This window comes from Ferrimonas futtsuensis DSM 18154 (assembly GCF_000422645.1).
GTDB lineage: Bacteria > Pseudomonadota > Gammaproteobacteria > Enterobacterales > Shewanellaceae > Ferrimonas > Ferrimonas futtsuensis.
In genome coordinates this window covers 199,088-218,137 of record NZ_AUGL01000009.1, presented here as the reverse complement: position 1 = coordinate 218,137, position 19,050 = coordinate 199,088, and the positions used below count along the sequence as shown (strand labels likewise).

Annotated in this window: 28 protein-coding genes; 23 read left to right on the top strand and 5 right to left on the bottom strand. The window is 54.0% G+C overall.

Annotated elements, in window-relative coordinates:
* The 18 genes from G505_RS23025 to G505_RS0108195 form a co-directional block, all read left to right on the top strand.
* On the top strand, nt 1-335 hold a 335-nt coding region (locus G505_RS23025), incomplete at its 5' end, for a hypothetical protein (protein WP_028109141.1).
* A 483-nt stretch (nt 336-818) separates the two neighbouring features.
* On the top strand, nt 819-1,052 hold the full coding sequence (locus tag G505_RS0108285) for a hypothetical protein (protein WP_157509124.1): 234 nt from the start codon (nt 819-821) through the stop codon (nt 1,050-1,052).
* Nucleotides 1,053-1,473: 421 nt separating this feature from the next.
* Complete coding sequence (locus G505_RS0108275) at nt 1,474-1,773, top strand: hypothetical protein (protein ID WP_028109137.1); 300 nt, start codon at nt 1,474-1,476, stop codon at nt 1,771-1,773.
* 117 nt (nt 1,774-1,890) lie between these two features.
* A complete protein-coding gene (locus G505_RS0108270; protein ID WP_028109136.1) occupies nt 1,891-2,268 on the top strand; it encodes a hypothetical protein in 378 nt (125 codons plus the stop codon).
* 103 nt (nt 2,269-2,371) lie between these two features.
* Nucleotides 2,372-2,737, top strand: coding sequence for a hypothetical protein (locus G505_RS0108265; protein ID WP_157509122.1), 366 nt, complete (start codon nt 2,372-2,374; stop codon nt 2,735-2,737).
* Nucleotides 2,738-3,232: 495 nt separating this feature from the next.
* On the top strand, nt 3,233-3,700 hold the full coding sequence (locus G505_RS0108260; protein ID WP_028109134.1) for a hypothetical protein: 468 nt from the start codon (nt 3,233-3,235) through the stop codon (nt 3,698-3,700).
* 628 nt (nt 3,701-4,328) lie between these two features.
* Complete coding sequence (locus G505_RS0108255) at nt 4,329-4,694, top strand: hypothetical protein (RefSeq protein WP_028109133.1); 366 nt, start codon at nt 4,329-4,331, stop codon at nt 4,692-4,694.
* 104 nt (nt 4,695-4,798) lie between these two features.
* The gene (locus G505_RS0108250; RefSeq protein ID WP_028109132.1) at nt 4,799-5,101 is read left to right on the top strand and encodes a hypothetical protein; all 303 of its coding nucleotides are present in this window, start codon (nt 4,799-4,801) and stop codon (nt 5,099-5,101) included.
* Between the two features lie 81 nt (nt 5,102-5,182).
* Nucleotides 5,183-5,623: an energy transducer TonB gene (locus G505_RS0108245; RefSeq protein ID WP_169628202.1), complete on the top strand. Its 441-nt coding sequence runs from the start codon at nt 5,183-5,185 to the stop codon at nt 5,621-5,623.
* A gap of 75 nt (nt 5,624-5,698) precedes the next feature.
* A complete protein-coding gene (locus G505_RS0108240) occupies nt 5,699-6,130 on the top strand; it encodes a hypothetical protein (RefSeq protein ID WP_028109130.1) in 432 nt (143 codons plus the stop codon).
* A gap of 54 nt (nt 6,131-6,184) precedes the next feature.
* Complete coding sequence (locus tag G505_RS0108235) at nt 6,185-6,427, top strand: hypothetical protein (RefSeq protein ID WP_028109129.1); 243 nt, start codon at nt 6,185-6,187, stop codon at nt 6,425-6,427.
* A 50-nt stretch (nt 6,428-6,477) separates the two neighbouring features.
* Nucleotides 6,478-6,861 carry a hypothetical protein gene (locus G505_RS0108230; RefSeq protein WP_028109128.1) on the top strand — a complete coding sequence of 128 codons (384 nt, stop codon included), beginning with the start codon at nt 6,478-6,480 and terminating at the stop codon, nt 6,859-6,861.
* A 34-nt stretch (nt 6,862-6,895) separates the two neighbouring features.
* Complete coding sequence (locus tag G505_RS0108225) at nt 6,896-7,360, top strand: GNAT family N-acetyltransferase (protein ID WP_211219945.1); 465 nt, start codon at nt 6,896-6,898, stop codon at nt 7,358-7,360.
* Between the two features lie 269 nt (nt 7,361-7,629).
* Nucleotides 7,630-7,845 (top strand): hypothetical protein, encoded by a 216-nt coding sequence (locus tag G505_RS0108215; RefSeq protein ID WP_028109125.1) that lies wholly within the window; start codon nt 7,630-7,632, stop codon nt 7,843-7,845.
* 135 nt (nt 7,846-7,980) lie between these two features.
* The gene (locus G505_RS23245; protein ID WP_028109124.1) at nt 7,981-8,616 is read left to right on the top strand and encodes a hypothetical protein; all 636 of its coding nucleotides are present in this window, start codon (nt 7,981-7,983) and stop codon (nt 8,614-8,616) included.
* Nucleotides 8,617-8,653: 37 nt separating this feature from the next.
* Nucleotides 8,654-9,661, top strand: coding sequence for a serine hydrolase domain-containing protein (locus G505_RS0108205; protein WP_157509117.1), 1,008 nt, complete (start codon nt 8,654-8,656; stop codon nt 9,659-9,661).
* A gap of 61 nt (nt 9,662-9,722) precedes the next feature.
* Nucleotides 9,723-10,082, top strand: coding sequence for a hypothetical protein (locus G505_RS0108200; RefSeq protein WP_028109122.1), 360 nt, complete (start codon nt 9,723-9,725; stop codon nt 10,080-10,082).
* Nucleotides 10,069-10,593: a GrpB family protein gene (locus G505_RS0108195; RefSeq protein WP_028109121.1), complete on the top strand. Its 525-nt coding sequence runs from the start codon at nt 10,069-10,071 to the stop codon at nt 10,591-10,593. The genes G505_RS0108200 and G505_RS0108195 overlap by 14 nt, the downstream gene beginning before the upstream one ends.
* Nucleotides 10,594-10,612: 19 nt before the next feature.
* Here G505_RS0108195 and ppk2 read toward each other — a convergent pair whose 3' ends face one another.
* A complete protein-coding gene (gene ppk2 / locus G505_RS0108190) occupies nt 10,613-11,440 on the bottom strand; it encodes a polyphosphate kinase 2 (protein ID WP_028109120.1) in 828 nt (275 codons plus the stop codon).
* 163 nt (nt 11,441-11,603) lie between these two features.
* Between ppk2 and G505_RS0108185 the strand changes: the two genes are divergently transcribed.
* Nucleotides 11,604-12,362, top strand: coding sequence for a TIGR01458 family HAD-type hydrolase (locus tag G505_RS0108185; protein WP_028109119.1), 759 nt, complete (start codon nt 11,604-11,606; stop codon nt 12,360-12,362).
* Nucleotides 12,363-12,417: 55 nt separating this feature from the next.
* Here G505_RS0108185 and G505_RS0108180 read toward each other — a convergent pair whose 3' ends face one another.
* Nucleotides 12,418-12,903, bottom strand: a complete 486-nt coding sequence (locus G505_RS0108180) for a DUF1097 domain-containing protein (protein ID WP_028109118.1) — start codon at nt 12,901-12,903, stop codon at nt 12,418-12,420.
* Between the two features lie 315 nt (nt 12,904-13,218).
* Here G505_RS0108180 and G505_RS0108175 point away from each other — a divergent pair, with 315 nt between their 5' ends.
* From G505_RS0108175 to G505_RS20990, 3 genes are read left to right on the top strand one after another with little or no spacing between them, the layout of a single operon-like run.
* Entirely contained in the window at nt 13,219-14,277 is a 1,059-nt protein-coding gene (locus tag G505_RS0108175; RefSeq protein WP_157509115.1) for a hypothetical protein, read from the top strand.
* Between the two features lie 16 nt (nt 14,278-14,293).
* A complete protein-coding gene (locus G505_RS0108170) occupies nt 14,294-14,701 on the top strand; it encodes a hypothetical protein (protein ID WP_028109116.1) in 408 nt (135 codons plus the stop codon).
* Between the two features lie 16 nt (nt 14,702-14,717).
* Nucleotides 14,718-15,092 (top strand): hypothetical protein, encoded by a 375-nt coding sequence (locus G505_RS20990; RefSeq protein ID WP_051215995.1) that lies wholly within the window; start codon nt 14,718-14,720, stop codon nt 15,090-15,092.
* On the opposite strand, the gene G505_RS0108160 is transcribed toward G505_RS20990, so the two are convergent.
* Entirely contained in the window at nt 15,089-15,790 is a 702-nt protein-coding gene (locus tag G505_RS0108160; RefSeq protein ID WP_028109115.1) for a pseudouridine synthase, read from the bottom strand. The genes G505_RS20990 and G505_RS0108160 overlap by 4 nt on opposite strands.
* A gap of 155 nt (nt 15,791-15,945) precedes the next feature.
* On the opposite strand from G505_RS0108160, the gene G505_RS22400 reads away from it, so the two are divergent.
* Nucleotides 15,946-17,487 carry a hypothetical protein gene (locus G505_RS22400; RefSeq protein WP_028109114.1) on the top strand — a complete coding sequence of 514 codons (1,542 nt, stop codon included), beginning with the start codon at nt 15,946-15,948 and terminating at the stop codon, nt 17,485-17,487.
* A 107-nt stretch (nt 17,488-17,594) separates the two neighbouring features.
* Here G505_RS22400 and G505_RS20980 read toward each other — a convergent pair whose 3' ends face one another.
* Nucleotides 17,595-18,107, bottom strand: coding sequence for a GNAT family N-acetyltransferase (locus G505_RS20980; RefSeq protein ID WP_051215994.1), 513 nt, complete (start codon nt 18,105-18,107; stop codon nt 17,595-17,597).
* 39 nt (nt 18,108-18,146) lie between these two features.
* Nucleotides 18,147-18,905, bottom strand: coding sequence for a helix-turn-helix transcriptional regulator (locus G505_RS22395; protein WP_028109113.1), 759 nt, complete (start codon nt 18,903-18,905; stop codon nt 18,147-18,149).
* Between the last annotated feature and the right edge of the window lie 145 nt (nt 18,906-19,050).

Genomic DNA, 19,050 nt, shown 5'->3' with positions numbered 1-19,050 from the left:
TGTATTCAGGTGAGTTGATGAAGAACTTCCTAGCTCTGGTGAATGTACTCGCAGTAACTGGTTTGTTGGCGTGGCCTGTAGGGATGTATGCCACTATTTTTATGTTCGATGCACCAGGTTCTATGAGTAATCCGATCACCATTTTGCTTGCGTTATCGACTATCTTTTATCCAGCTCCGGTAATCATTGGAAATATGGCATTTTGGGCAAATAAGGCTAACAACTCACCTTATGAGCTTTCGAAAATGACTATGCTGAGTGCTTCTGGTTACTTAGTGATAATAATTTCCACAGTATTATTGAATGTTATCTGTGCAGGTATGTACGGCTGTTGAATACATAACAAGTCACTGTAGGCGGATTTCAGCCAGCCCGGCTGCGCTCGTGCCTCGCGGAGTATAGCCGGGCAGTCTGCTCCCGCTAAGTGGAGCGTTATAGTTTTTCGGAGGCGTGAGTCGTGACAGCCATCCAGGGTTACTCGCTTATCATTGCATCTGATGTGAGTGAAGAAAGAGACGGTATAGGACTTGAACTCTATAGCGGCAAGGAACTTGTACTTGAGATTTTCAGAGATGACAGGCGACGTGACACAACAATGTCTATCTATCGGGAGTCACTCCCTTTAGAGGTTGTCGAGAGATGCATCATGGTTTTCAAGAAAGAGATTCCGAACAGCTATCAGGGTTAGGCGATTAGAAACTATAACAAGCGCCTGAACACACGGACGCAAAACGCTTGGCTTGCGCTCGTACCTCGCGGATTGTAGCCAAGCATGGTTTTTGCGCCGCTTAGGCGGGGCGTTAGATGTCGAGAGGAATATGGATCGTAAATCCTTGTCCAGAAGAGCTTTAAAGTACGCGGCAATTTCAACAATGGTCATGTTTATCTTTGTTCTCTTGAAAGTGTTGATAAATGGTGCAGTAGGAACTTTTGTAGAAGTCGTTATTCGCACACTAACGAGTCTAATAGCGATTTTTCTAACAATGTGGATGGTGTTTATTGTCTACTTATTCTTTAATCCTGATGCAGATAAGCCTGGCTCTGACATCTAACAAGACACTGTAGGCGGATTTCAGCCAGCCCGGCTGCGCTCGTGCCTCGCGGAGTATAGCCGGGCAGCCTGCTCCCGCTAAGTGGAGCGTTATGTTTCACAGGGTGTTGATATGAGTAGAAGCATTCACAAAACGGTAAGAGGAGTCTTTCGTGGCAAGTCGAAGACAACCGTGGATGAGATGTTTGCCGAAAACGACTCTGATGTCGAAGATCTCATGAAGAAGCGCACATACAAGCGTGAGGAGATATTGCGCCGTAAGGAGTGCAGGCAACCTCAATTTCCTGAAGGTACCGAGTAACCTCTGGAACATAACAAGTGCCTTAAGAGACGGACGCAAAATGCTTGGCTTGTGCTCGTACCTCGCAGATTGTAGCCAAGCACCGTTTTGCGCCGCTTAGGCGGGGCGTTAGGAGTATCAAGTGGAAAACAAGCAAGCGAAGCAGAATGTTAAGGCTGATTACGTCAAGATTCTATGGAAAGCAAAATTGGCTAGCCTCGTGATGATCTTGCTGTCTTTTCCTCGCTTGATTTTGGGCTTCACTGACCTTGATGCATTTCTGGGAATGAGTTACGAAACGGCATTGTTACCGATGATCTTGGGTTTTGTGGCTTACATCATTTTCGCCAAGAAAGTATGGCGTTGCCCGGCCTGCAATCAATTCCCTGGTGGAGGGTGGACCAGGGTTGAGTGCAAGGAATGTAAGGTGGCTCTGAAGTAGAGAACTCCTAACAATTGCCTCAAAACACGGACGCAAAACGCTTGGCTTGCGCTCGTACCTCGCTGATTGTAGCCAAGCATTGTTTTGCGCCGCTTAGGCGGGGCGTTATGTGTACTTATGAGTAGACTGAAGAAACCATTAGTAATAGATAATTTCTACGAGTTGTTATCACTCCATCGTGTGATAGTAGAGGCGAGATTCAATCAGAAACCGCGTGACTTGGATGTTAGGCGTGGTTCGCATGTGGTTGACTTGGCCAATAGAGTTGTCGCCTTGCTCAAAGAAAGTGATGATGAAACAGACTGGGATGAGTGGCTGTTTGCGGATGAGCACCCATACATAGTAGAAACTATAACTAAACGAATCACTGAAGATTACGATGGTATCTGGGCAGAGCTTGAACTTGAAGATAAACCGGACTTTATCAACTATCTGGCAGCGCCATTTAAACCTTCTGAAGAGCTAGTTCAAAGGTTAGTCGATGAAAACACATAACAAGCCGCTACAGGCGGATCGCGATCGTTTGGTTGACTGTTGCTCGTGCCTCGCTGATTTTAGCCAACCAAACTGCTTCCGCTGAGCGGAGCGTTATATTTCTATGGTTGATTTGAAGAGAACACTGCTAGTACTAGCCTCTGAATCGTACATTCAAACAAGCCTTTTTCCTGACTTTGCCTGTAAAGGTGATGAAATGGTGAACGAGTTTGGCGAAGCTTGGGACAGCGCTGATAGGTCTACTTTGAACAAAAAGGCGCTGTTTGCTTTGGAGAAGTTAGATAAATACTTGAGTGACTATAGTGGCGAAAGTTATCGGGAGCATTATACAGATAACGAAATGCTCGGAACTTCAGAGGTGTGGAACAACATCCGGAGTTTAGCGAAAGAATCCTTGTCTGCGTTAAATTGGCCTTATGAAGTACCCAAACAATTTAATGTGATCTACTTAGTAGAAGATGAAATATAACAAGGCGCTGCAGGCGGATTTCAACCAGGCTGGCTCTTGCTCGTGCCTCACAGATTGTAGCCAGCCAAGTTGCTCCCGCTGAGTGGAGCGTTATATTACAAGAGAAGGAGTCAAAATCTTGTTGTTTGAAATAATGTTTCTAGGTGTAGCATTATGGACTTTTCATAAGTTGGAGAAACCACTTTATTCGGTGGCAATTCATGTCGTACCGTTGGCTTTACTTGGTTTTATCTCTGATGCTTCAACCTCTGATGTTGCCTTCGGTAGCTTGATATTGACATGTTTCTCGTTTGGCTACTTTATGCTCTTATCGCACTTGCCATATGGAAAGACCTACTTTACAGCTATGGGAATAGGATTCCTCTTATTTATATTTGTAATATAACAAGTCACTGTAGGCGGATTTCAGTCAGCCCGGCTGCGATCGTGCCTCGCGTAGTATAGTCGGGCAGTCTGCTCCCGCTAAGTAGAGCGTTACGTGTCACGGAAGCATCGATGAAGAAATATAAGTTTGAGTTATTCGCTGACTACTTTCAGGTCTATATCATGGATGCTGAAGCGGATGACGATACTTCGGAAATATGGACTGATGAGGCGCTCGATCTGAAACTAGGAGTATTACCAAATACTCTCGCAGTTGGAACGTTCCGCAATGTTGATGTTCCTGTTGAAGTCGAGATCTACGAAAGTGAGCCCGATATAAATATCCAAGAGTGGGATCATGCATCAAAAGGTTACTTCACTATCAAGTCTGGTAGTTGTGCAGTGTTCGGTTGCACAGACTATCTACCTGATGCTGAAAAGATAGAAATCAAACCGGGTGCCTATGCCGCACTTTCATTAGCCAAAGGCCTCGATTCAATAACCGAGGGATGGGAGGCCGCGGATGATATCTATAGGGTCATTCTTTGGCCTTCATCAATTAAAGAGTACATGGCACTAAAGATCCATGAAAACACGTAACAAGTTTAGGCAGCAATCACGCACAAAAACATGTGCGCTGGGACACCCAACACTCCGTTTGCTTTGTGTTGTCGCTCTGCTGAAAATTAACACAAAGCAAACTACGTGTTAGGCGTCGCTGCTAAAGGCGTTAAGTGCATTTTTGGTGGCAGCCCTTATTGCTATGCAAACTTATATTTAAGGTGCTGATTATCCATGTGCCATTTAAAAAGAGTTTTGCTTGTTATTTCTATATGGCTAGGTGTTTCTGTACAGTCATTTTCTCGTGGTTTCTGTATGTCTGAAGAGTGTCGTCAAATAGCAAGCACTATTTCTGGCGGCAGTACTTTTGCTAGAGATACTGGCATTTGTATTTTTAGTGCTATACATGATGATCAAAATTAACGAATCTCGAAAAAGTGATTAGGCAAAAGCACTTAACAATGCAATGTAGGCGGATTTCAGCCAGCCCGGCTCAGCTCGTGCTTCGCAAGTGTAGCCGGGATCATTAAACCACTACACAACGAGGTCATACCTTAGTGAGGCGATACAGTTTGAGTCCAAACAGAGGTACCGTTTTGAGATTGAGATGGTGTTTGTTCCTTAACTTCTCATTCAGAATAGAGTGTTTCTCTTTTCCTGGGGGCTTATGAAGAAAGTCATTTTCATCGCTGCTCTGATTACTGGATTTTATCTTTTGGGGAATCGTCCAGACGAGCGGTTAAGCGATGCCCAGTTGGCTGGTATTGAGGCTGAGGCCCTGGTGTTGATGCAGACTAGCGACGAGTTGCCAGGCATGCCTATCACCCCCATACCCAAGACAATGTCTGAGTTGGAACCTGAATCCGTCTTTGTAACCGACGAGGGGGTGTACATCGAGTTGTCTAGCTTTTGGGTTACTTCAGAAGGGGTGTTTGTTGTTCGGCCCGGTGCTGAGTCAGTCATCGAAGAGTGGGTTGATCCTCACTTTGAGTTGATAAAGGGACGGGTATACCGCTTTTCCATTGCCGGGTAAGTGTTCAGTTCTTCTAGAGTACTTATCTATCCCAGATACATTGCCAATAGTGTAGTGGCATCGATTAATCTGCGTACCGCAGTCATTCTTTTAAGGAGTATGGAATGAGAAAAGAGTTTAGTTTCAAGGTGAAGGGCCATGATATCAGGGTAACCAACTCATGGTTGCGTGGGGCCAAACTCTATGTGGATGGAGACCTGAGAGACTGCGATAGAAGCTTTATCGCCACTGGCAAGACAGCCCTGATGTCTGCCAACCTCGGGGACGAAGGGGTTCTGGAGGTCTTCCCACTTTCAGGGCTGTTCTCTGTGGAGTTGGATGTTTACCTGATAAAGCAGGAGGTCAGGTTGCAGGTGTACAGCTCTCATGAACGCCTGAGCCTGACCGAAAAGAGGCTGGCTCAATAGCCGGCAGAGAGCAACTTTAGCTCTTGGTATGAGGCAGTGGCCGATTGGTTACTGGCATTGAGTTTTGACATGGAGATGTTGATGAAGTTTTTACTTTTTGCCTTGGCGGCAATGATGAGCTTTGGTGCCGGTGCAGCAAATACTCAAATTTTTCTTGATGTTCAGGTGTCTGATCTGGCGCCCGAGCAAGGCGCCAAATGGATGCGGGATCCGCAGGAGGAAGTGTTGTTCCCCATTGAACTGGCCCGTCTTAAGGGGCGTGGTTGTGCTGTGCTCTCCTTTGATATCTCAGCAGAGGGCAAGGCCGAGAACATCGAGATTGTCGAGTCGATTCCAAAGCGGGAGCTTGGCATCCACGGCAGAAAGATGGTGCGCAGGTGGGAATGGCTTCCCGTCTCCGAGGCAGAGCCAATGGTGGAAAACAAGCGGCTGGTAAGGCTGGACTTCTGCATGGGTGAAGAGTCGGCAGAACAGGTTGAGCAGTACTGTAAACAGCAAACCAAGCTTGATTGCAGACTGTAAGTCACATCAGTAACCGCTTGAGGGCAATCCGTAAGCGGTTCGCACATAGTCCCATATATTTACGCTGAGATCGCTATGAAGACACTTATTCCTATTCTGTTCCTGTTTGTTTCGTTCTCTGGTATCGCCAGCCCGTTAAACACCATTGAGGATACCAAGACGCTGTCCGAAAATATGGTGAAGCACTTCCTAAAAAATGAGTTCGACCAAGGCTTGGCTTTGGTGAAGCCTCTTTGGCCTCTGCCTGAAGTCGAAATTGACGGCCTGGCTAATCAGATTCGTACCCAGTGGCCTATTGTCGAACAGCGCTTTGGTCAGCCTACCGGGTATGAGCACGTACGCACCGAAAAGATTGGCGATTCTTTCGTCAGACATTATTACCTGCACAAGTTTCAAAACCACGCCATCTATTGGCAGGTGAGCTTCTATCGTCCCAATGATAAATGGGTGGTAAACGGTGTCACCTTCAAAGATATGCTGGAGCCGCTGTATCAGGTGGTGGAGTAAGGCCGATCAACAGTCTGTGTTTTTTGCCAATCCTGTAGTCGCAAAAGAGGTGTTATGTGGGATAAAACCATTCCCAAACGAGCGCTCAGAATTTCATGTCTGTTCACTGTGCTCGTCTCATTGATTGCGTTGACCAGAACGGTCATTGGCCCATCCGTCGAGCCTGCCGCTGAGCTGATCACCCGGTTTGCTGTGTTGGTGCCGTTGTTGCTTCTGATATTCTGGGCCTTCTTTTGTATCTATCTCTACTTGAGTCCTGAGGCGGATGGCTTTCTGAACCGCCGTGGGCACCATTAAGCTGCTTTGAGGCAGGGGAGCAATGGGGCGTCGAGTGAGGAGGAATCGTCATGATCAAACTCTATTCCTACTATTTTGAAACCCTGCTGTTTAAGTTCTCCATTGGGCCTGAACAGGGGGCGGACACCCCCGCCTGGGCAGAGGAGGCACCGTTTCCGCCACTGTCCCCCAGGGAGGCGATAGCGGCTTCCGGGCAGGCGCTGGCCGAGATGCTCGCTGATTTCCCTTACGCCGAGCCAAGCTTCAGTGCCTGTGCCCTGAAGCGCTCTGGCCCCAATGGCTGGTGGTACTACCATGTCAGCTGGATGGTGTGGCCCCCAGAGTGCGACGGCGGTGATCGCAGCGAGATTCACCTTCCGGTGATGCTCAACGGCCAGGTTCCGCCCTATCAGGTGTTTGATTTTGAAAACCGCTTTGAAGCATGGTCAGATTGAATTTCTGCCCGTGCTCAGCGAGGTATCCGTTGAAATGAGCAAATTGGACTTGCAGTTCAGGCCCGCCGAGAAGGGCGATCTGGAGTCGCTGGTCGCTCTGCTGGCCGATGACGCCCTGGGGCAACAACGAGAGCACAACGTACATCCCCTGCCTGAGAGTTACCTCAAGGCATTTGAGGCGATAGAGAGGGACGACAATAACCTGCTTCTGGTGGCCACCTGTCAGGGACAGTTGGTGGGGATGCTGCAGCTTACCTTTATTCCCTGTCTGACGCATCGGGGCAGTTGGCGCTGTCTGGTGGAGGGGGTGCGCATCGCCTCTGAGTATCGGGGCAAAGGCTGCGGCGAGCAGATGTTTGAACATGCCATCGTACGGGCGCGTCGGCAGGGGTGTGCCATGGTGCAGTTGACCAGTGATAAGCAGCGGCCGGATGCCATTCGCTTCTACGAGAAGTTGGGATTTGTCGCCAGTCACGAAGGCTTTAAGCTCTCTCTTTGAGCTGGCTTAATGGATTAAGAGAACCATGGAACGGAGGGGCAAAACCAAGGCTGGAGGCTCCTTCAGATACCATCACTGGGGCTATATTGCCCTGTTGATGCAGGGTTACCTGTTGTCCCGCACTCATGCTGGCAGCCGGGCAGGTCGGTGGCTGGTGATTGGGGTAATGGGTCTGATGATTGGTGTTACTGCCAATGCTTGGCTACAGTCACTGATATGATCAAGATTACTGTGGTCTCGCTTCAACTGATTGAATTCAGGATGAATCAATGAAATATCTAGTGCTGTTGCCCAGTCTGTTGTTGGCGGGATGTTCCTCTCAGCCTTTTGAACAGCAAACCCAGGATATGGTGTTAGAGATGGTGACCGGCAAGTCATACTCTCGCAATGCTGGCAGCTGTCAGATCATCAAACATGAGTGTGGAGAGGGTAACTACACCGAGTGGGTGCAGGAAAATGGTCAGCTGGCCTGTGCCTGCAACTGAGTCGTGCTCTGTGACACCGCTGCAGAGGTAAGCGCTTCGCCAGGAAGCTGGAATGACATCAGTGGTTTGGTTCTGGCTAAGAGGCTGCCACAATGACCCTAACCAAAGGTGAATTCCAAGGAACAGGAGAGAAAAGTGAAGGCAATCATTACTTACAGCTCCCTTAAGGAAGCCCTGGCGGACCTGGATAACGGTGGCCGCTTCTACAACATCCTTACCGAGGCCGATGATGGGGTGGTGGAGCAGGCCGAGCTGGCTAAGGTGGCCGGGGTGTTCAGCGATTCCCAGACCATGTTTCTCTATCTGGACATGGCGCTCTCCGAACTGGCACCGGAGGAGGTGGTTGCACTGCGGCGCAGTCTCAGTGAGGAACTGCAGCAAGACTATCAGACGCATAAACCCCATAAATATACTCCGGTGCAGGCCAAAGTGGAGGGTCGGGCCGGAGAGCCCGCCATCATCGGCGGCGTACCCAGGCTGGTGAAGTCCATGGAGAATTTCGGCGGCATGATTCTGGTGCCCATTGCCGCCGGTACGGTGAACACCTTTACCATGATCCCCATAGTCGACCAGTACGATGTTTATCAGGTTCGGGACACTCAGAGTGAGCGGGAGTTCGTAGTGGCTCATGCTCACAGTGAAGAGAAGCTGCCGGAAACTTACACCCTGTTCGGCGGGATTCTCAAAGAGATGCACAACGAAGAGGGCAATAGCGACTCCCTGTTTCTGGAAGCGGTCTATTTTGCCAACCACCAAACCCTGAGTGCCTGATGTGTTAATTGCTCGACTACGATATCGGGCCAGGCGCTTGTCCTGGCTTTTGCTGCTGGTGACCACCGGCAGCCATGCCTCCTCCTGGCTGAGCAGCCGGCCTTTTCATCTTGTGATGCAAACGGAAATTGAGCGCCCCTTTGCTGCCGAAGTGCTGATCAGCCCTACAGGGGCGACTGGACTGATGCTTGCCTCTTCCAACAACGCCAGCCAGCAATTTGTCATCGGCTCATTGAGCAAGCAGATCACCGCCGCATTGCTGCTGCGTCAGGTGGAGCAGGGCAGGGTAAGCCTGACCGATCGCCCAGAGCAGTACCTGCCTGAGCTGCCCGAAGAGTGGCAGGGACGCCTCACCCTGGGACAGATGCTCAATCACACCAGTGGCATTATCGCCCTGAGCAAGCCTTTGGCCGAGCAGCCCGGGCAGTTCCGTTATTCCAACCTGGGATACGATCTGCTGGGGCAGATCATCGAGAAAGTTGGTAAGCGCCCCTATGCCGATCAGGCGATGGCGCTGTTTCGTCTGTGTGAGATGAACCACAGCTTTGCGCCGGATCAGCGGCGCCCGCTGAGCACAGCTGCCAACCTGGCGCCCGGACAGACAGAGCGGCAGGATGGCACCCTGGTGGCGGTGGCGCACTCACTGCCGCGGGCGTCGGTGCCCAGTGGCGGAATCGTATCCAGTGCGCCGGACCTGGCAGCCTGGAATCGCTGCCTGTATCAGTCGGACAGGGTGCTGGCAGAGAATGGGCACATGCTGATTCCCACTTCCACCCGTCAGCACCGTTGGGGCAAGCTGGGCTATGCAGCCGGGCTTCAGGTGGCTGAGACCGACGCGGGCCTCGAGTACAGCCACAGTGGCTATGTGCCAGGGTACATCGCCACCATGAGTTACTACCCGCAGCATCAGGTGACCCTGGTGATCCTGGAGAATGTCTCCTGGTACCCGGGAAACATGCCGCGGGTCTTCGGTATTCATGACCGGCTTCGCAACGAGCTGATTCGTCAGCTGGCCAACAAATTCATATCTGAGGAGCAGGGCTGAGGCAATTGAGTGCTTTAGACACCCCCTGTACCGAGATTTTCCCCTTGGAGCATTAGTATCTATGAGTCGTCTCTATCGAGTGGCTGAAGCGCTGCTCTGTGGTCAAGGCTATCTGCTGGTAGCATGGCTCTATCTGCATATCGTGCTTTCGCCCACGCTGTTATGCCTTCTTCTGTTGCTGCTTGGTGCCTCTGTGGTCGAGCAGCTTCCCTCTATGACCCTGGTGTATGGGGTGGGCGGCGCCGGTGCCTTGGCGGGGTTGTTTTGGGCCGAGCGTATTCGGCGGACTCTGGGCATCATCAATTTTCATGCCTATCTGCTTTCTACTCCGGAGATCGATGGTTGGCGTGATGGTCAGGGACGGAAACTGACCCGGTCATCTTGGTCACATCGCGCTAAGGGGCAGCATGGTCAGCCGTGAGATCATCGTCGTGCCCTATTGCCGGGCCTGGCCGGTGCAGTTTCAGCAGGAAGCTGACAGCATCACCGCGCTTCTGAGGTTGGGTGGGGCCAGGTTGCACCACATTGGCAGTACGGCTGTCCCCGCACTGGCGGCCAAGCCGGTGATCGACATGCTGATGCAGGTGTCCTCTCTTACCGAGCTGGATGAAGTCAGCCACAGGCTGGAGGCGTTGGGATATCTGGCGAAAGGGGAGTTTGGCATTAGCGGACGGCGCTACTTTCAAAAAGGCGGAGCACAGCGCAGTCACCACCTGCACTGCTATCAAGTTGGCAGCCCCGACATTCGTCGTCACCTGGCGTTTCGGGACTACCTGCGGGCTCACCCGGATGTCGCCAGAGAGTATGGCGACATCAAGTTGGAGGGGGCGGCGATGTGCCAACACGACATCCAGCGTTACATGAGCCATAAGAACGACTTTATCCAGCACCATGAAGCCCTGGCGCTCATCTGGTATGGCACGGCCAACTGAGGCTGCCCCGGCTTGACCGTCAGAACGGCTCCTTGATGAAGGGGTAGTCGGCAATGGATGCCTTATCGTCATACTCTCCGTTGAGTAGGCGTTTACCCAGTTTCACCTTGTCTCTGTCCACCTCTTCATAGGGGAACTGGCTGAGGAAGTGGGAGATGCAGTTGAGCCGGGCGCGTTTCTTGTCGTCCGAACGAACGATGTGCCAGGGGGCGTGCTTGTTGTGGGTGGCGGCGAACATGGCGTCGCGGGCTCGGGAGTACTCATACCAGCGATGGTAGGACTCCAGGTCCATCGGGCTCAGCTTCCAGGTTTTTCTGGGGTCCTTGATGCGGGCCTTAAAGCGACGCTCCTGCTCCTCCATGCTGATCTCAAACCAGTATTTGATGAGGATGATCCCCGAGTCGGCGATGGCGCGCTCGAATATGGGGGTGTACTTCAGGAAGGTTTCGTATTGCTCCTGGGTGCAGAACTCCATCACCCGCTCCACCCCGGCCCGGTTGTACCAGCTGCGGTCAAACAGCACCACCTCGCCGGCGGCGGGGAAGTGAGGAACATAGCGCTGGGCAAACCACTCGCTCTTCTCCCGCTCGGTGGGGGCGGGCAGGGCCACCACCCTGAATACCCTGGGGCTGACCCTGTCGGTGAAGCGTTTGATCGCTCCGCCTTTGCCTGCCGCGTCGCGCCCCTCAAACACCACCACCACCTTAAGCCCCTTCTCCTTAATCCAGTACTGAAGCTTCACCAGCTCGGCGTGCAACTGGTACAGCTCCTCTTCGTACTCCTCCCGGCTCATCTTGGGTTTGGGCTCATTATTCGGGGCTTTGCTGGTCGCTTTCTCTGTGGCCATGTTTGCTATCCTTTTCCTGTCTGGGCACTCGCAGCGCTTTCCTACGCCAACCTATTGAGATTAAACCTTAATCAGTTCATTTTTCCACCCCTCTCCGTTTTTGCTTCTGGCCGGCGCTTATACTCATAGAAGGATTTGCCGAGGTAGCTCCGGGGAGGAGTTCATGGTTAGGGGGCTGTTTTTTGACATCAGCGGCGTGCTGTACGACGGCCATCAGGCCATCGACGGTGCCGTGGCGGCGGTGGCCCGGGCTCAGGCCAGCAGCCTGGAGGTGCGCTTTCTCACCAACACCTCTCGCAAGACCCGGATGAAGGTGTTTGACGACCTGACCAAGCTGGGCTTCGACCTGACGCTGAATCAGATCATTACCGCTCCTTCAGCCGCCAAGGCGATGATTCTGGACAGGGGCTGGCGGCCTTTGTGTCTGGTTCACGAGCGGGTGATGGAAGAGTTCAGTGACCTGCCTCAAGATGATCCCAACGCCGTATTGCTGGCGGACGCAGCAGAGGGGTTCACTTATCAGGCCCTGAACCGGGCGTTTCGCCTGTGTCTCGAGGGCGCCCCGCTTATTGGTATAGGTATGAACCGCTATTTCAAACTCGATGGTCAGATGCATCTGGATGCGGGACCCTTTATACGAGCCCTGGAGTATGCGGCGGGCACCCAGGCCCTGATTGTCGGTAAACCTGCTCCCGCTTTCTTCTTGCAAGGGGTCTCGGAAGCGGGGTTGTTGCCCGGGGAAGTGATGATGGTGGGAGACGATGTTCAGGGGGATGTGGAGGGGGCCATGGGGGCGGGCCTGTTGGCTTGCCTGGTTCAGACCGGCAAGTACCGCGACGGCGATGAAGACCGCTCTGATCTGACGTTTCCCTGTGTCCCTTCTGTGGTCGACGCGGTGGATTTGGCACTCAAGCCGGCATAACAAAAAAAGAGGCCGCACGGGGCGGCCTGAAGATGAGAGTCAGGAGAGTTTATAGTTATTTGGATTCTGCTGTTTCGAGTTCAGCACGGCCCTGGTTCACTTTCTGGTGTAACCAGAGGCCAGTAGATTTCATCAGGAAGCCAAACAGGCCGCCGACCAGCAGGGCAGGCACCACGGCCATCCAGTCGCCGCCAGCGGCAAAGGTGGCGCAGCAGCCGACAAAGGTGCCGGGGATGTAACCCAACCAGCTCTGCTTGGCTTGAACACACATCAGGGTGGCAACCACACCAGTAATCACATAACCCACCACTTCGGCTCCTGCGATTGTGGAGAGCTGAATGATCACCATGGCCCAGAACACACCACTCATATTGGTGATCATGCTGGTTGCCAGCCCTTTGACGCCATCCTGGGGGGAGGCGAAGTAGCTGGTACAGCCAAGAAAGCCAGCCCAGGTCAGCAGACCCAGGGTCACGGATACCCAGCCCCATAGGGCAGACAGGATCCCGGTTGTGATTGCGATGGCCACCAATACAGACATGAAAGTTCACTACCTTTATCTAGGAAAGGTAACGCAGTGTAGCGAACCAGGTTCCATTTGCTAGTGATCACGATCACATTAAGCCGCCTTTGTAGCGTTTTTTTGATCCAAGTATTGATGCTTGTGTGACTTTGGTGAAAAAAAATTACATAGGGCGCAGAGGCTTATGAAGTGGCGCCATCTCAATCAGGCCGCGGAATTCTGAAGCCGGGGGAGAGCGCCGATGTGTGAAGCCGGATCGGAAACAAAATCCCCGCCAATGTTAAAATGCTGTTAGTTAATCAAGGGGTTAAAGAGGAATCTATGAGGCTACTTTTGACACTGCTGCTGTCTCTGTTGGTCACCAGCATGGCAGGAACTGCGTCGGCAGCTGATGATGGCATGGCGCCCTTGGAGAAGCCGACAACCCAGGTATTCAACAATAAGCGTAAGTTCAATAAAGAACAGGTGATCTACAAAAATACCTTCTGGCGCTGCAGTCGCTATCGTTCCGATGGCAGTTGTGTGTCGGTGGAGAAGGTGCCCGAGGATGAGGTGACCTTCTTCGATGACTTAAAAAAGACCAACGAGACATCCCAGAAGACTTACGAGACACCCCAAAAGACCAACGAGACATCCAAAAGGGGCAACTACAAGATTGAGAACCCGGATGACGCTCCTTGTGCCTGTGTTTTCAATAATAAGCGAATGTGGAACCCCGAAAAGATCATCTGGAACGACCAATATTGGCGTTGTGTCCACTATCGGGAAGATGGCACCTGCAGCGGCGTGGAAGTGATTCCTCCGAAAGAGTTAGAGCAGATGGAGCTAAAAGAGCAAGCCAGAAAAGCCAAGGAGCTGGCCAGCCAGGACAAACCCATTCCCGGCGTATTCCATAAGAAGAACCGTATATGGACGCCCGAGAAGGTGAGGTTTAAGGAGAAGGAGTGGCAGTGTTCCTCTTATAGCGAAGATGGTCTCTGCCTTGGAGTGGAGGAGGTGGTTGAACAGCCTGAACCGGAATCCGTCTCTTTAGAGTTTGATGGCATCGATTTTGCCAAGTTAAGCCCCTCTTTTAGCTGTGAGGCGTTTGGCGAGCGTCAGATGCGTGAAAAATTGACCCTGGCTGAGTTCGACCGGTTCCTGGCCATGGCCAAAGAGCGCGAGATGTGGAATGAGACTGACATCCAGGCGATCCGGTCAGACAAGATCATGATAGGGATGAGCCCCTGCGGTGTCATGTCCCTGATGGGGTACCCCAAAATGGCGGGTGGTGATGCGATGGGGGGATATGCAGAGGGCTGGTCAGAGTATCACTATAAGGGTGAAGTGATCATTGCGAACTTCCTCGATTACACGATGACAGAATTCCGGGTTGTGGGGAATGTGCAGTGATTGAAGGGGCTGTGCTGTGAGCCATCGAGTGGTGGCCAGGGCTCTGGTGCCGTGTGATTGCGGCAACGACGGGTTGATTCGGGTGGACCTGCTGGATCATGGGGTGAGCCTGGATTGCTACTGCCTGGGCAGCGAAGAGCAGATAAGCCGTGCCTTTCCCCTGGAGCAGGAGCGCCGCGCCCGCCTGACCCTGTGGCACGGTGAGGTGTTGCCGACAGAGGCGCGGGAACGCGCCCTCGGGCCGCACATCACCGGGGTCTATCTGGGTGCCAGGCTGAACAGTGACGGTGATGTGGAGTACCTCATCGATTCCGTCATACCGGTAAAAACCGACAACGAGCTGGGTGATTTCCAGATTCCCGCCGCCGAAGGGGACTGGGTTCAGTGTCGGGGTCAATGGGTGATCGATCCCTGTGAATATTGAATCGGTAAGAAGCGCCGTGCTTGGCCTGGTTTTGTTGAGCTCACCGTCGGTGCTGGCGGACTGGTCCTGCTCCAATGACTTTGAGTCCGGCTGCAGCGGTGACGGCTGTGTACTGCTCCAGGGAGAGGATTTTACCCCCCTTAGCATCAGTGTGTCGGATGCCGGTGAACTGACTGTGTGCGCCTACACAGGTTGCTGGGAGGGGCAGGGCAGGGTGCTGGCGCGCTCTCCATTTCTGGTGGTGTTGGGGGAACAGCTCAAGTGGAACCATCCTGGTCAGGATAATCCGGTGGATCTGCTGCTCAGCATCAATCTTGTTAAGAGCACGGGGGCGCTGAGCTCCCCTCATTTTGATCAGCCTCTCTACTGCAAGGGCCGCCCTGGTCCTTAGACTCCCTCTATCTCCTGTCGGGACAGGGGCCGGCACTGGCCCTCGGCCAGTTGCGGCTCCAGGGCGATGTTGCCCATCCGCTCCCGGTGCAGGGCCACCACAGGGTTGTGGTACAGGGCGAACATACGCTTTACCTGGTGGTGCATCCCCTCGTAGATGGTCAGCCTGGCCTGGTTGCTTGAGAGCTGTTGCAGCTGGGCCGGCGCCGTTGTCACGCCCTCTCTCTCAAACCAGACTCCCTTGGCAAAGCGGTCCCTGGCCTCACCGGGGATGGGCTGCTCCGTGGTCACCAGATAGGTTTTAGGGATCTTCTGCTCCGGACGGGTCAACGCCTTGGACCAGGCGCCGTCGTTGGTCAGCAGCAGCAGGCCGGTGGTGGCCCGGTCCAGGCGTCCCGCCAGGTGAACATCGCTGGTGTCCAGTTGCGGATATTGGGCCTTAACCAGGTCGATGGCGGTGGTGTGTTGCCTGTCCTTGGTGGCACTGAGCACGCCGGCCGGTTTGTGCATCAGCAGGTAGAGCGGGGTGTCGTGGGGCAGCAGCCTGCCGTCAACCCGGATGCGGCTGAAGCGGTTGATCACAACCTCCCCCTGAGCGCAGGGGCTATTGTCCAGGGCAACCTGACCACTCTCCAGCCAGAGTTTCACCTGCTTGTTGCTTACTCTCAGGGTTTTACTGAGGTATCTGTCCAGTCGCATCGTTGACTCCAAATCGTGGCGGACAATGGTACACCCAAGGGAAAAAACGCCCAAATGGATTGATCGGGATCAGGGTTGATTGACCTATCCCCCGGACGGGGGATGAACCTGTTTTTCCTTGCGAGTATCAATGGGGTGACTAGCAGGAGGTAAGTATGAAAAAACAACATGGATTCAACCAATTTCTGATACTGGCCGCCGCCGCAGCCCTGATGGGCGGATGTGGCAGCGATTCCGATTCCGACCCCAAGCCCCCGATTGAGCCCGATGTGCTGACCGGTGTGTTTGTGGACAGCCCGGTTGGCGGGCTGACCTTTGCCACCGACACTCAGGGCGGCACCACCAATGCTGCCGGTGAGTTCCTGTACGTTGCCGGGGAGCAGGTGCAGTTTAGCCTGGGGGGAACCCAGTTCCCGGCGGTGGCCGGTGGCGAGCAGGTAACCCCGCTCGACCTGTTTGATACGGATGACCCCACCACCCAGGCGGTGGTGAATACCCTGAGGTTACTGCAATCTCTGGATGAAGACGGCAACCCGGACAACGGCATCAGCATCCCAGCAGCGGTGGTCACCGCCCTGGGTGAGGTGACCATTGATGTCACCGGCGACCAGTTTGAGACTCAGATGACCGGCGCCATGGAGACGGCGGGTCTGGATGTTGCAGATCTGGTCAGCGAAGAGGAGGCCCTCGACCACTTCGATGAAACCGTTAACCCGGGCTTTAGCGACATGGACCTGAACGGCAACTGGGTCTCCATGGAGTGGCTGACGCCGAGATACGGCTTCTTCAACGCCGACTACATGGACTACCGCCTGGCCAACTGGGCCATCGCCGACGCCACCCTGACCGTGGATGAGTTCACCTTGAGTGGTGAGAAGTACGATCAGGAGAGCTACGCCGTCGCCATCGATGCCCAGGGTAAGATTCAGTTTGAGGACGATGAGGAGCTGGCGCAGATGGACACCGGCGAGCAGATGCTGCTCTGGTATGCCGGTGAAGAGGAGCGCCAGCGCATCGCCGTGGCCCTGAAGCGGGCCGAGTCCTATGAACTGGCCGACCTTCAGGGCGAATGGTTCGTCGGCAGCCTGTATACCCCGGCCCACAAGGTCGGCGACCCTGCCCAATATGGTTTCGGTGTCTATCACCTGAACATCGACGACAAGGGCGCGGTGGACTTCCGCGATCTGGGCGGCACCGATAACAATGCGACCGATCAGTTCACCATGGGGCTGGATGCCACCGGCCGGGTGCTGGATGAGGAGGAAGGTTACATCCAACTGTCCGCCAATAAGGACGTCATCATGCAGGTGGCGGTCTGGGACGATGTCGAGCAGGAACTGATGCTGGGGGTGAAGCAACCTGAACAGCTGACCCTGGCGGGCCTGGAAGGCCGCTGGTACAGCGTCACCCTCAATGTGCCCGCGTCCGAGAACGACGCCTACGCCTTCAACTACAGCCTGGATGAGGTGGTGTTTGACGCCGAAGGCAACAGCAGCTGGCATCAGAAGGCCACGGACGATCCACAAGCGGACCTGGAAGTTGTCGACACCATGAAACTGACCCTGGCCGACGGCATGATCAAGGATGAGTACAACGGCTACTGGCTGGTGAACGCCTCCTACGATGTGGCCATCAACCTCTATCCCGAGGAAGACGGTGCCTATGTGTATGCCCTGCTGGTGCGCATGGAAAAATAGTTGCGTAGTCTGCTAGTACCAAAGGGTGTCGGGCCTTGTGCCCCTCGCCCTTTTTTTACCTCTTTTCCCTGGAGAGTGTGGTGAATTAGCGGGCGCCAGTGGGCTTGTTACCGCTTAACGTCCGGGGCGAAAAGCTCATAGGTGACCCAGTTGACCCCACCCTCGGTAAAACAGCCGCAGCGGGTCATGCCCAGCTTGCGGATCACTCCGTGGGAGGCCCGGTTGTCCTCCATGGCCCGGGCCACGACCCTGTCCAGTTGGTATCGTCCGAAGGCCAGTTTCAGGGCGGCAAGGGAGGACTCCAACGCGTAGCCCTGGCGCCAGTGCTTGCGCATAAACCGGAAGCCGATGTCCACCTCACCGCCGCGCTCAGCCCTTCGAAGGCCACAAAACCCCAGGTATTCCCCTGTCTCTTTCAGGTACACGGACCAGCGACCAAAGCCATTGAGCTGGTATTGCGTGTAGTCCTCGATGAATCTTGCGACCTGTTCGCGAGTGTCAAAGGGTCGGTCACCCGTGTAGGTCAGCACATCCGGGTCGCTGTTCAACTCGAGGAAGCCGTCCACATCCCCCAATGAAAATCGTTTGAGGATCAGCCTGTCGGTTTCCCACTCGATCATCGCCATCTTCCCTGTTGAGTTTGCTCTTCAGGGGATCACTTAACCGCAACTCATGGCTGGATTCAAGGGGGACCTGGCGAAGCTTTTTTCGCGCAACTGGCTGAGGAGATGGTTCTGGTGGCGGCTGCCGGTTTTGTGCAGCAGGGATTTGACCTGGCTCTTCACCGTCTCCTTGCTGACGCCCCGGTGACGGGCGATCTCGCTGCCGTCCATCCCCTGAGCCAGCAGTTGCAGCACCTGGCATTCGGCGTGGGTGAGCCCTTCGGGCAGGGTGGCAAAGTTCAGCTGAGGGTTGAGTTTGGGAGCCAGTCTCAGCTGTGCCCAGGGCAGCAGGGCGGCGCCCACACACTGCAGGGTGTGCTCGATCCCCTTGGGAAACGGCGTACGCCGACGATGGCAGGAGAGACCCAACTGACGGCCATTAATGAGGGGCAGCAGCAGTCCCATGGAGTAGCGGTAATCAAAGTGGGGGGCGAAGCGCTCCAGGAAGCCGTCCTCCTCCGCCCTGGGGCGGGGCAGCAGCTCCTGCAGGCAGACCGCATGACCAAACTGGTTCTGCTCGATGTAGGTGTGCAGGTAGCGGTCCTCCCGGCTGTGACTGGCCATAAAGGCCAGGGAGCGTTGGGACAGGCCGGCGGCAAAGCTTTGCGGTTGACCCGTACTGGGGTCCACCAGGAACAGCAGGCTGCTGTCCGCCTGCAGCAGCTGGGTCAGCCTGTTCAGGGCGTGACTGAGCGCGGCATCATCCTCTGCCTGACACAGTTCTTTGATCCAGTAATAGAGAGGCTGCCAATCCATAGATTCTCCGCAATTCATCCGACCAGTCTTTCATGCCCCTCAAGTGTAAATGACAGAGGTTGAGTGATTTTTGACCTGAATCAGGGTGTTAACCAGTTGTTGCGGAGGAGGGCAGGCACCGCCTGACGGCGGCGCCTGATTGGTA

Excerpts from the sequence above, each read along its gene's own strand:
- G505_RS0108225 (WP_211219945.1), top strand. The coding sequence starts at position 6,896 with ATGAGCAAATTGGACTTGCAGTTCAGGCCCGCCGAGAAGGGCGATCTG.
- G505_RS0108200 (WP_028109122.1), top strand. The coding sequence starts at position 9,723 with ATGAGTCGTCTCTATCGAGTGGCTGAAGCGCTGCTCTGTGGTCAAGGC.
- G505_RS20980 (WP_051215994.1), bottom strand. The coding sequence starts at position 18,107 with ATGATCGAGTGGGAAACCGACAGGCTGATCCTCAAACGATTTTCATTG.
- G505_RS0108180 (WP_028109118.1), bottom strand. The coding sequence starts at position 12,903 with ATGTCTGTATTGGTGGCCATCGCAATCACAACCGGGATCCTGTCTGCC.
- G505_RS22395 (WP_028109113.1), bottom strand. The coding sequence starts at position 18,905 with ATGGATTGGCAGCCTCTCTATTACTGGATCAAAGAACTGTGTCAGGCA.
- G505_RS0108260 (WP_028109134.1), top strand. The coding sequence starts at position 3,233 with ATGAAGAAATATAAGTTTGAGTTATTCGCTGACTACTTTCAGGTCTAT.
- G505_RS0108265 (WP_157509122.1), top strand. The coding sequence starts at position 2,372 with ATGGTTGATTTGAAGAGAACACTGCTAGTACTAGCCTCTGAATCGTAC.
- G505_RS0108195 (WP_028109121.1), top strand. The coding sequence starts at position 10,069 with ATGGTCAGCCGTGAGATCATCGTCGTGCCCTATTGCCGGGCCTGGCCG.
- ppk2 (WP_028109120.1), bottom strand. The coding sequence starts at position 11,440 with ATGGCCACAGAGAAAGCGACCAGCAAAGCCCCGAATAATGAGCCCAAA.
- G505_RS0108240 (WP_028109130.1), top strand. The coding sequence starts at position 5,699 with ATGAAGACACTTATTCCTATTCTGTTCCTGTTTGTTTCGTTCTCTGGT.
- G505_RS0108230 (WP_028109128.1), top strand. The coding sequence starts at position 6,478 with ATGATCAAACTCTATTCCTACTATTTTGAAACCCTGCTGTTTAAGTTC.
- G505_RS0108250 (WP_028109132.1), top strand. The coding sequence starts at position 4,799 with ATGAGAAAAGAGTTTAGTTTCAAGGTGAAGGGCCATGATATCAGGGTA.
- G505_RS0108245 (WP_169628202.1), top strand. The coding sequence starts at position 5,183 with ATGAAGTTTTTACTTTTTGCCTTGGCGGCAATGATGAGCTTTGGTGCC.
- G505_RS22400 (WP_028109114.1), top strand. The coding sequence starts at position 15,946 with ATGAAAAAACAACATGGATTCAACCAATTTCTGATACTGGCCGCCGCC.
- G505_RS0108255 (WP_028109133.1), top strand. The coding sequence starts at position 4,329 with ATGAAGAAAGTCATTTTCATCGCTGCTCTGATTACTGGATTTTATCTT.
- G505_RS0108185 (WP_028109119.1), top strand. The coding sequence starts at position 11,604 with ATGGTTAGGGGGCTGTTTTTTGACATCAGCGGCGTGCTGTACGACGGC.
- G505_RS0108160 (WP_028109115.1), bottom strand. The coding sequence starts at position 15,790 with ATGCGACTGGACAGATACCTCAGTAAAACCCTGAGAGTAAGCAACAAG.
- G505_RS0108235 (WP_028109129.1), top strand. The coding sequence starts at position 6,185 with ATGTGGGATAAAACCATTCCCAAACGAGCGCTCAGAATTTCATGTCTG.
- G505_RS0108215 (WP_028109125.1), top strand. The coding sequence starts at position 7,630 with ATGAAATATCTAGTGCTGTTGCCCAGTCTGTTGTTGGCGGGATGTTCC.
- G505_RS0108270 (WP_028109136.1), top strand. The coding sequence starts at position 1,891 with ATGAGTAGACTGAAGAAACCATTAGTAATAGATAATTTCTACGAGTTG.
- G505_RS0108285 (WP_157509124.1), top strand. The coding sequence starts at position 819 with ATGGATCGTAAATCCTTGTCCAGAAGAGCTTTAAAGTACGCGGCAATT.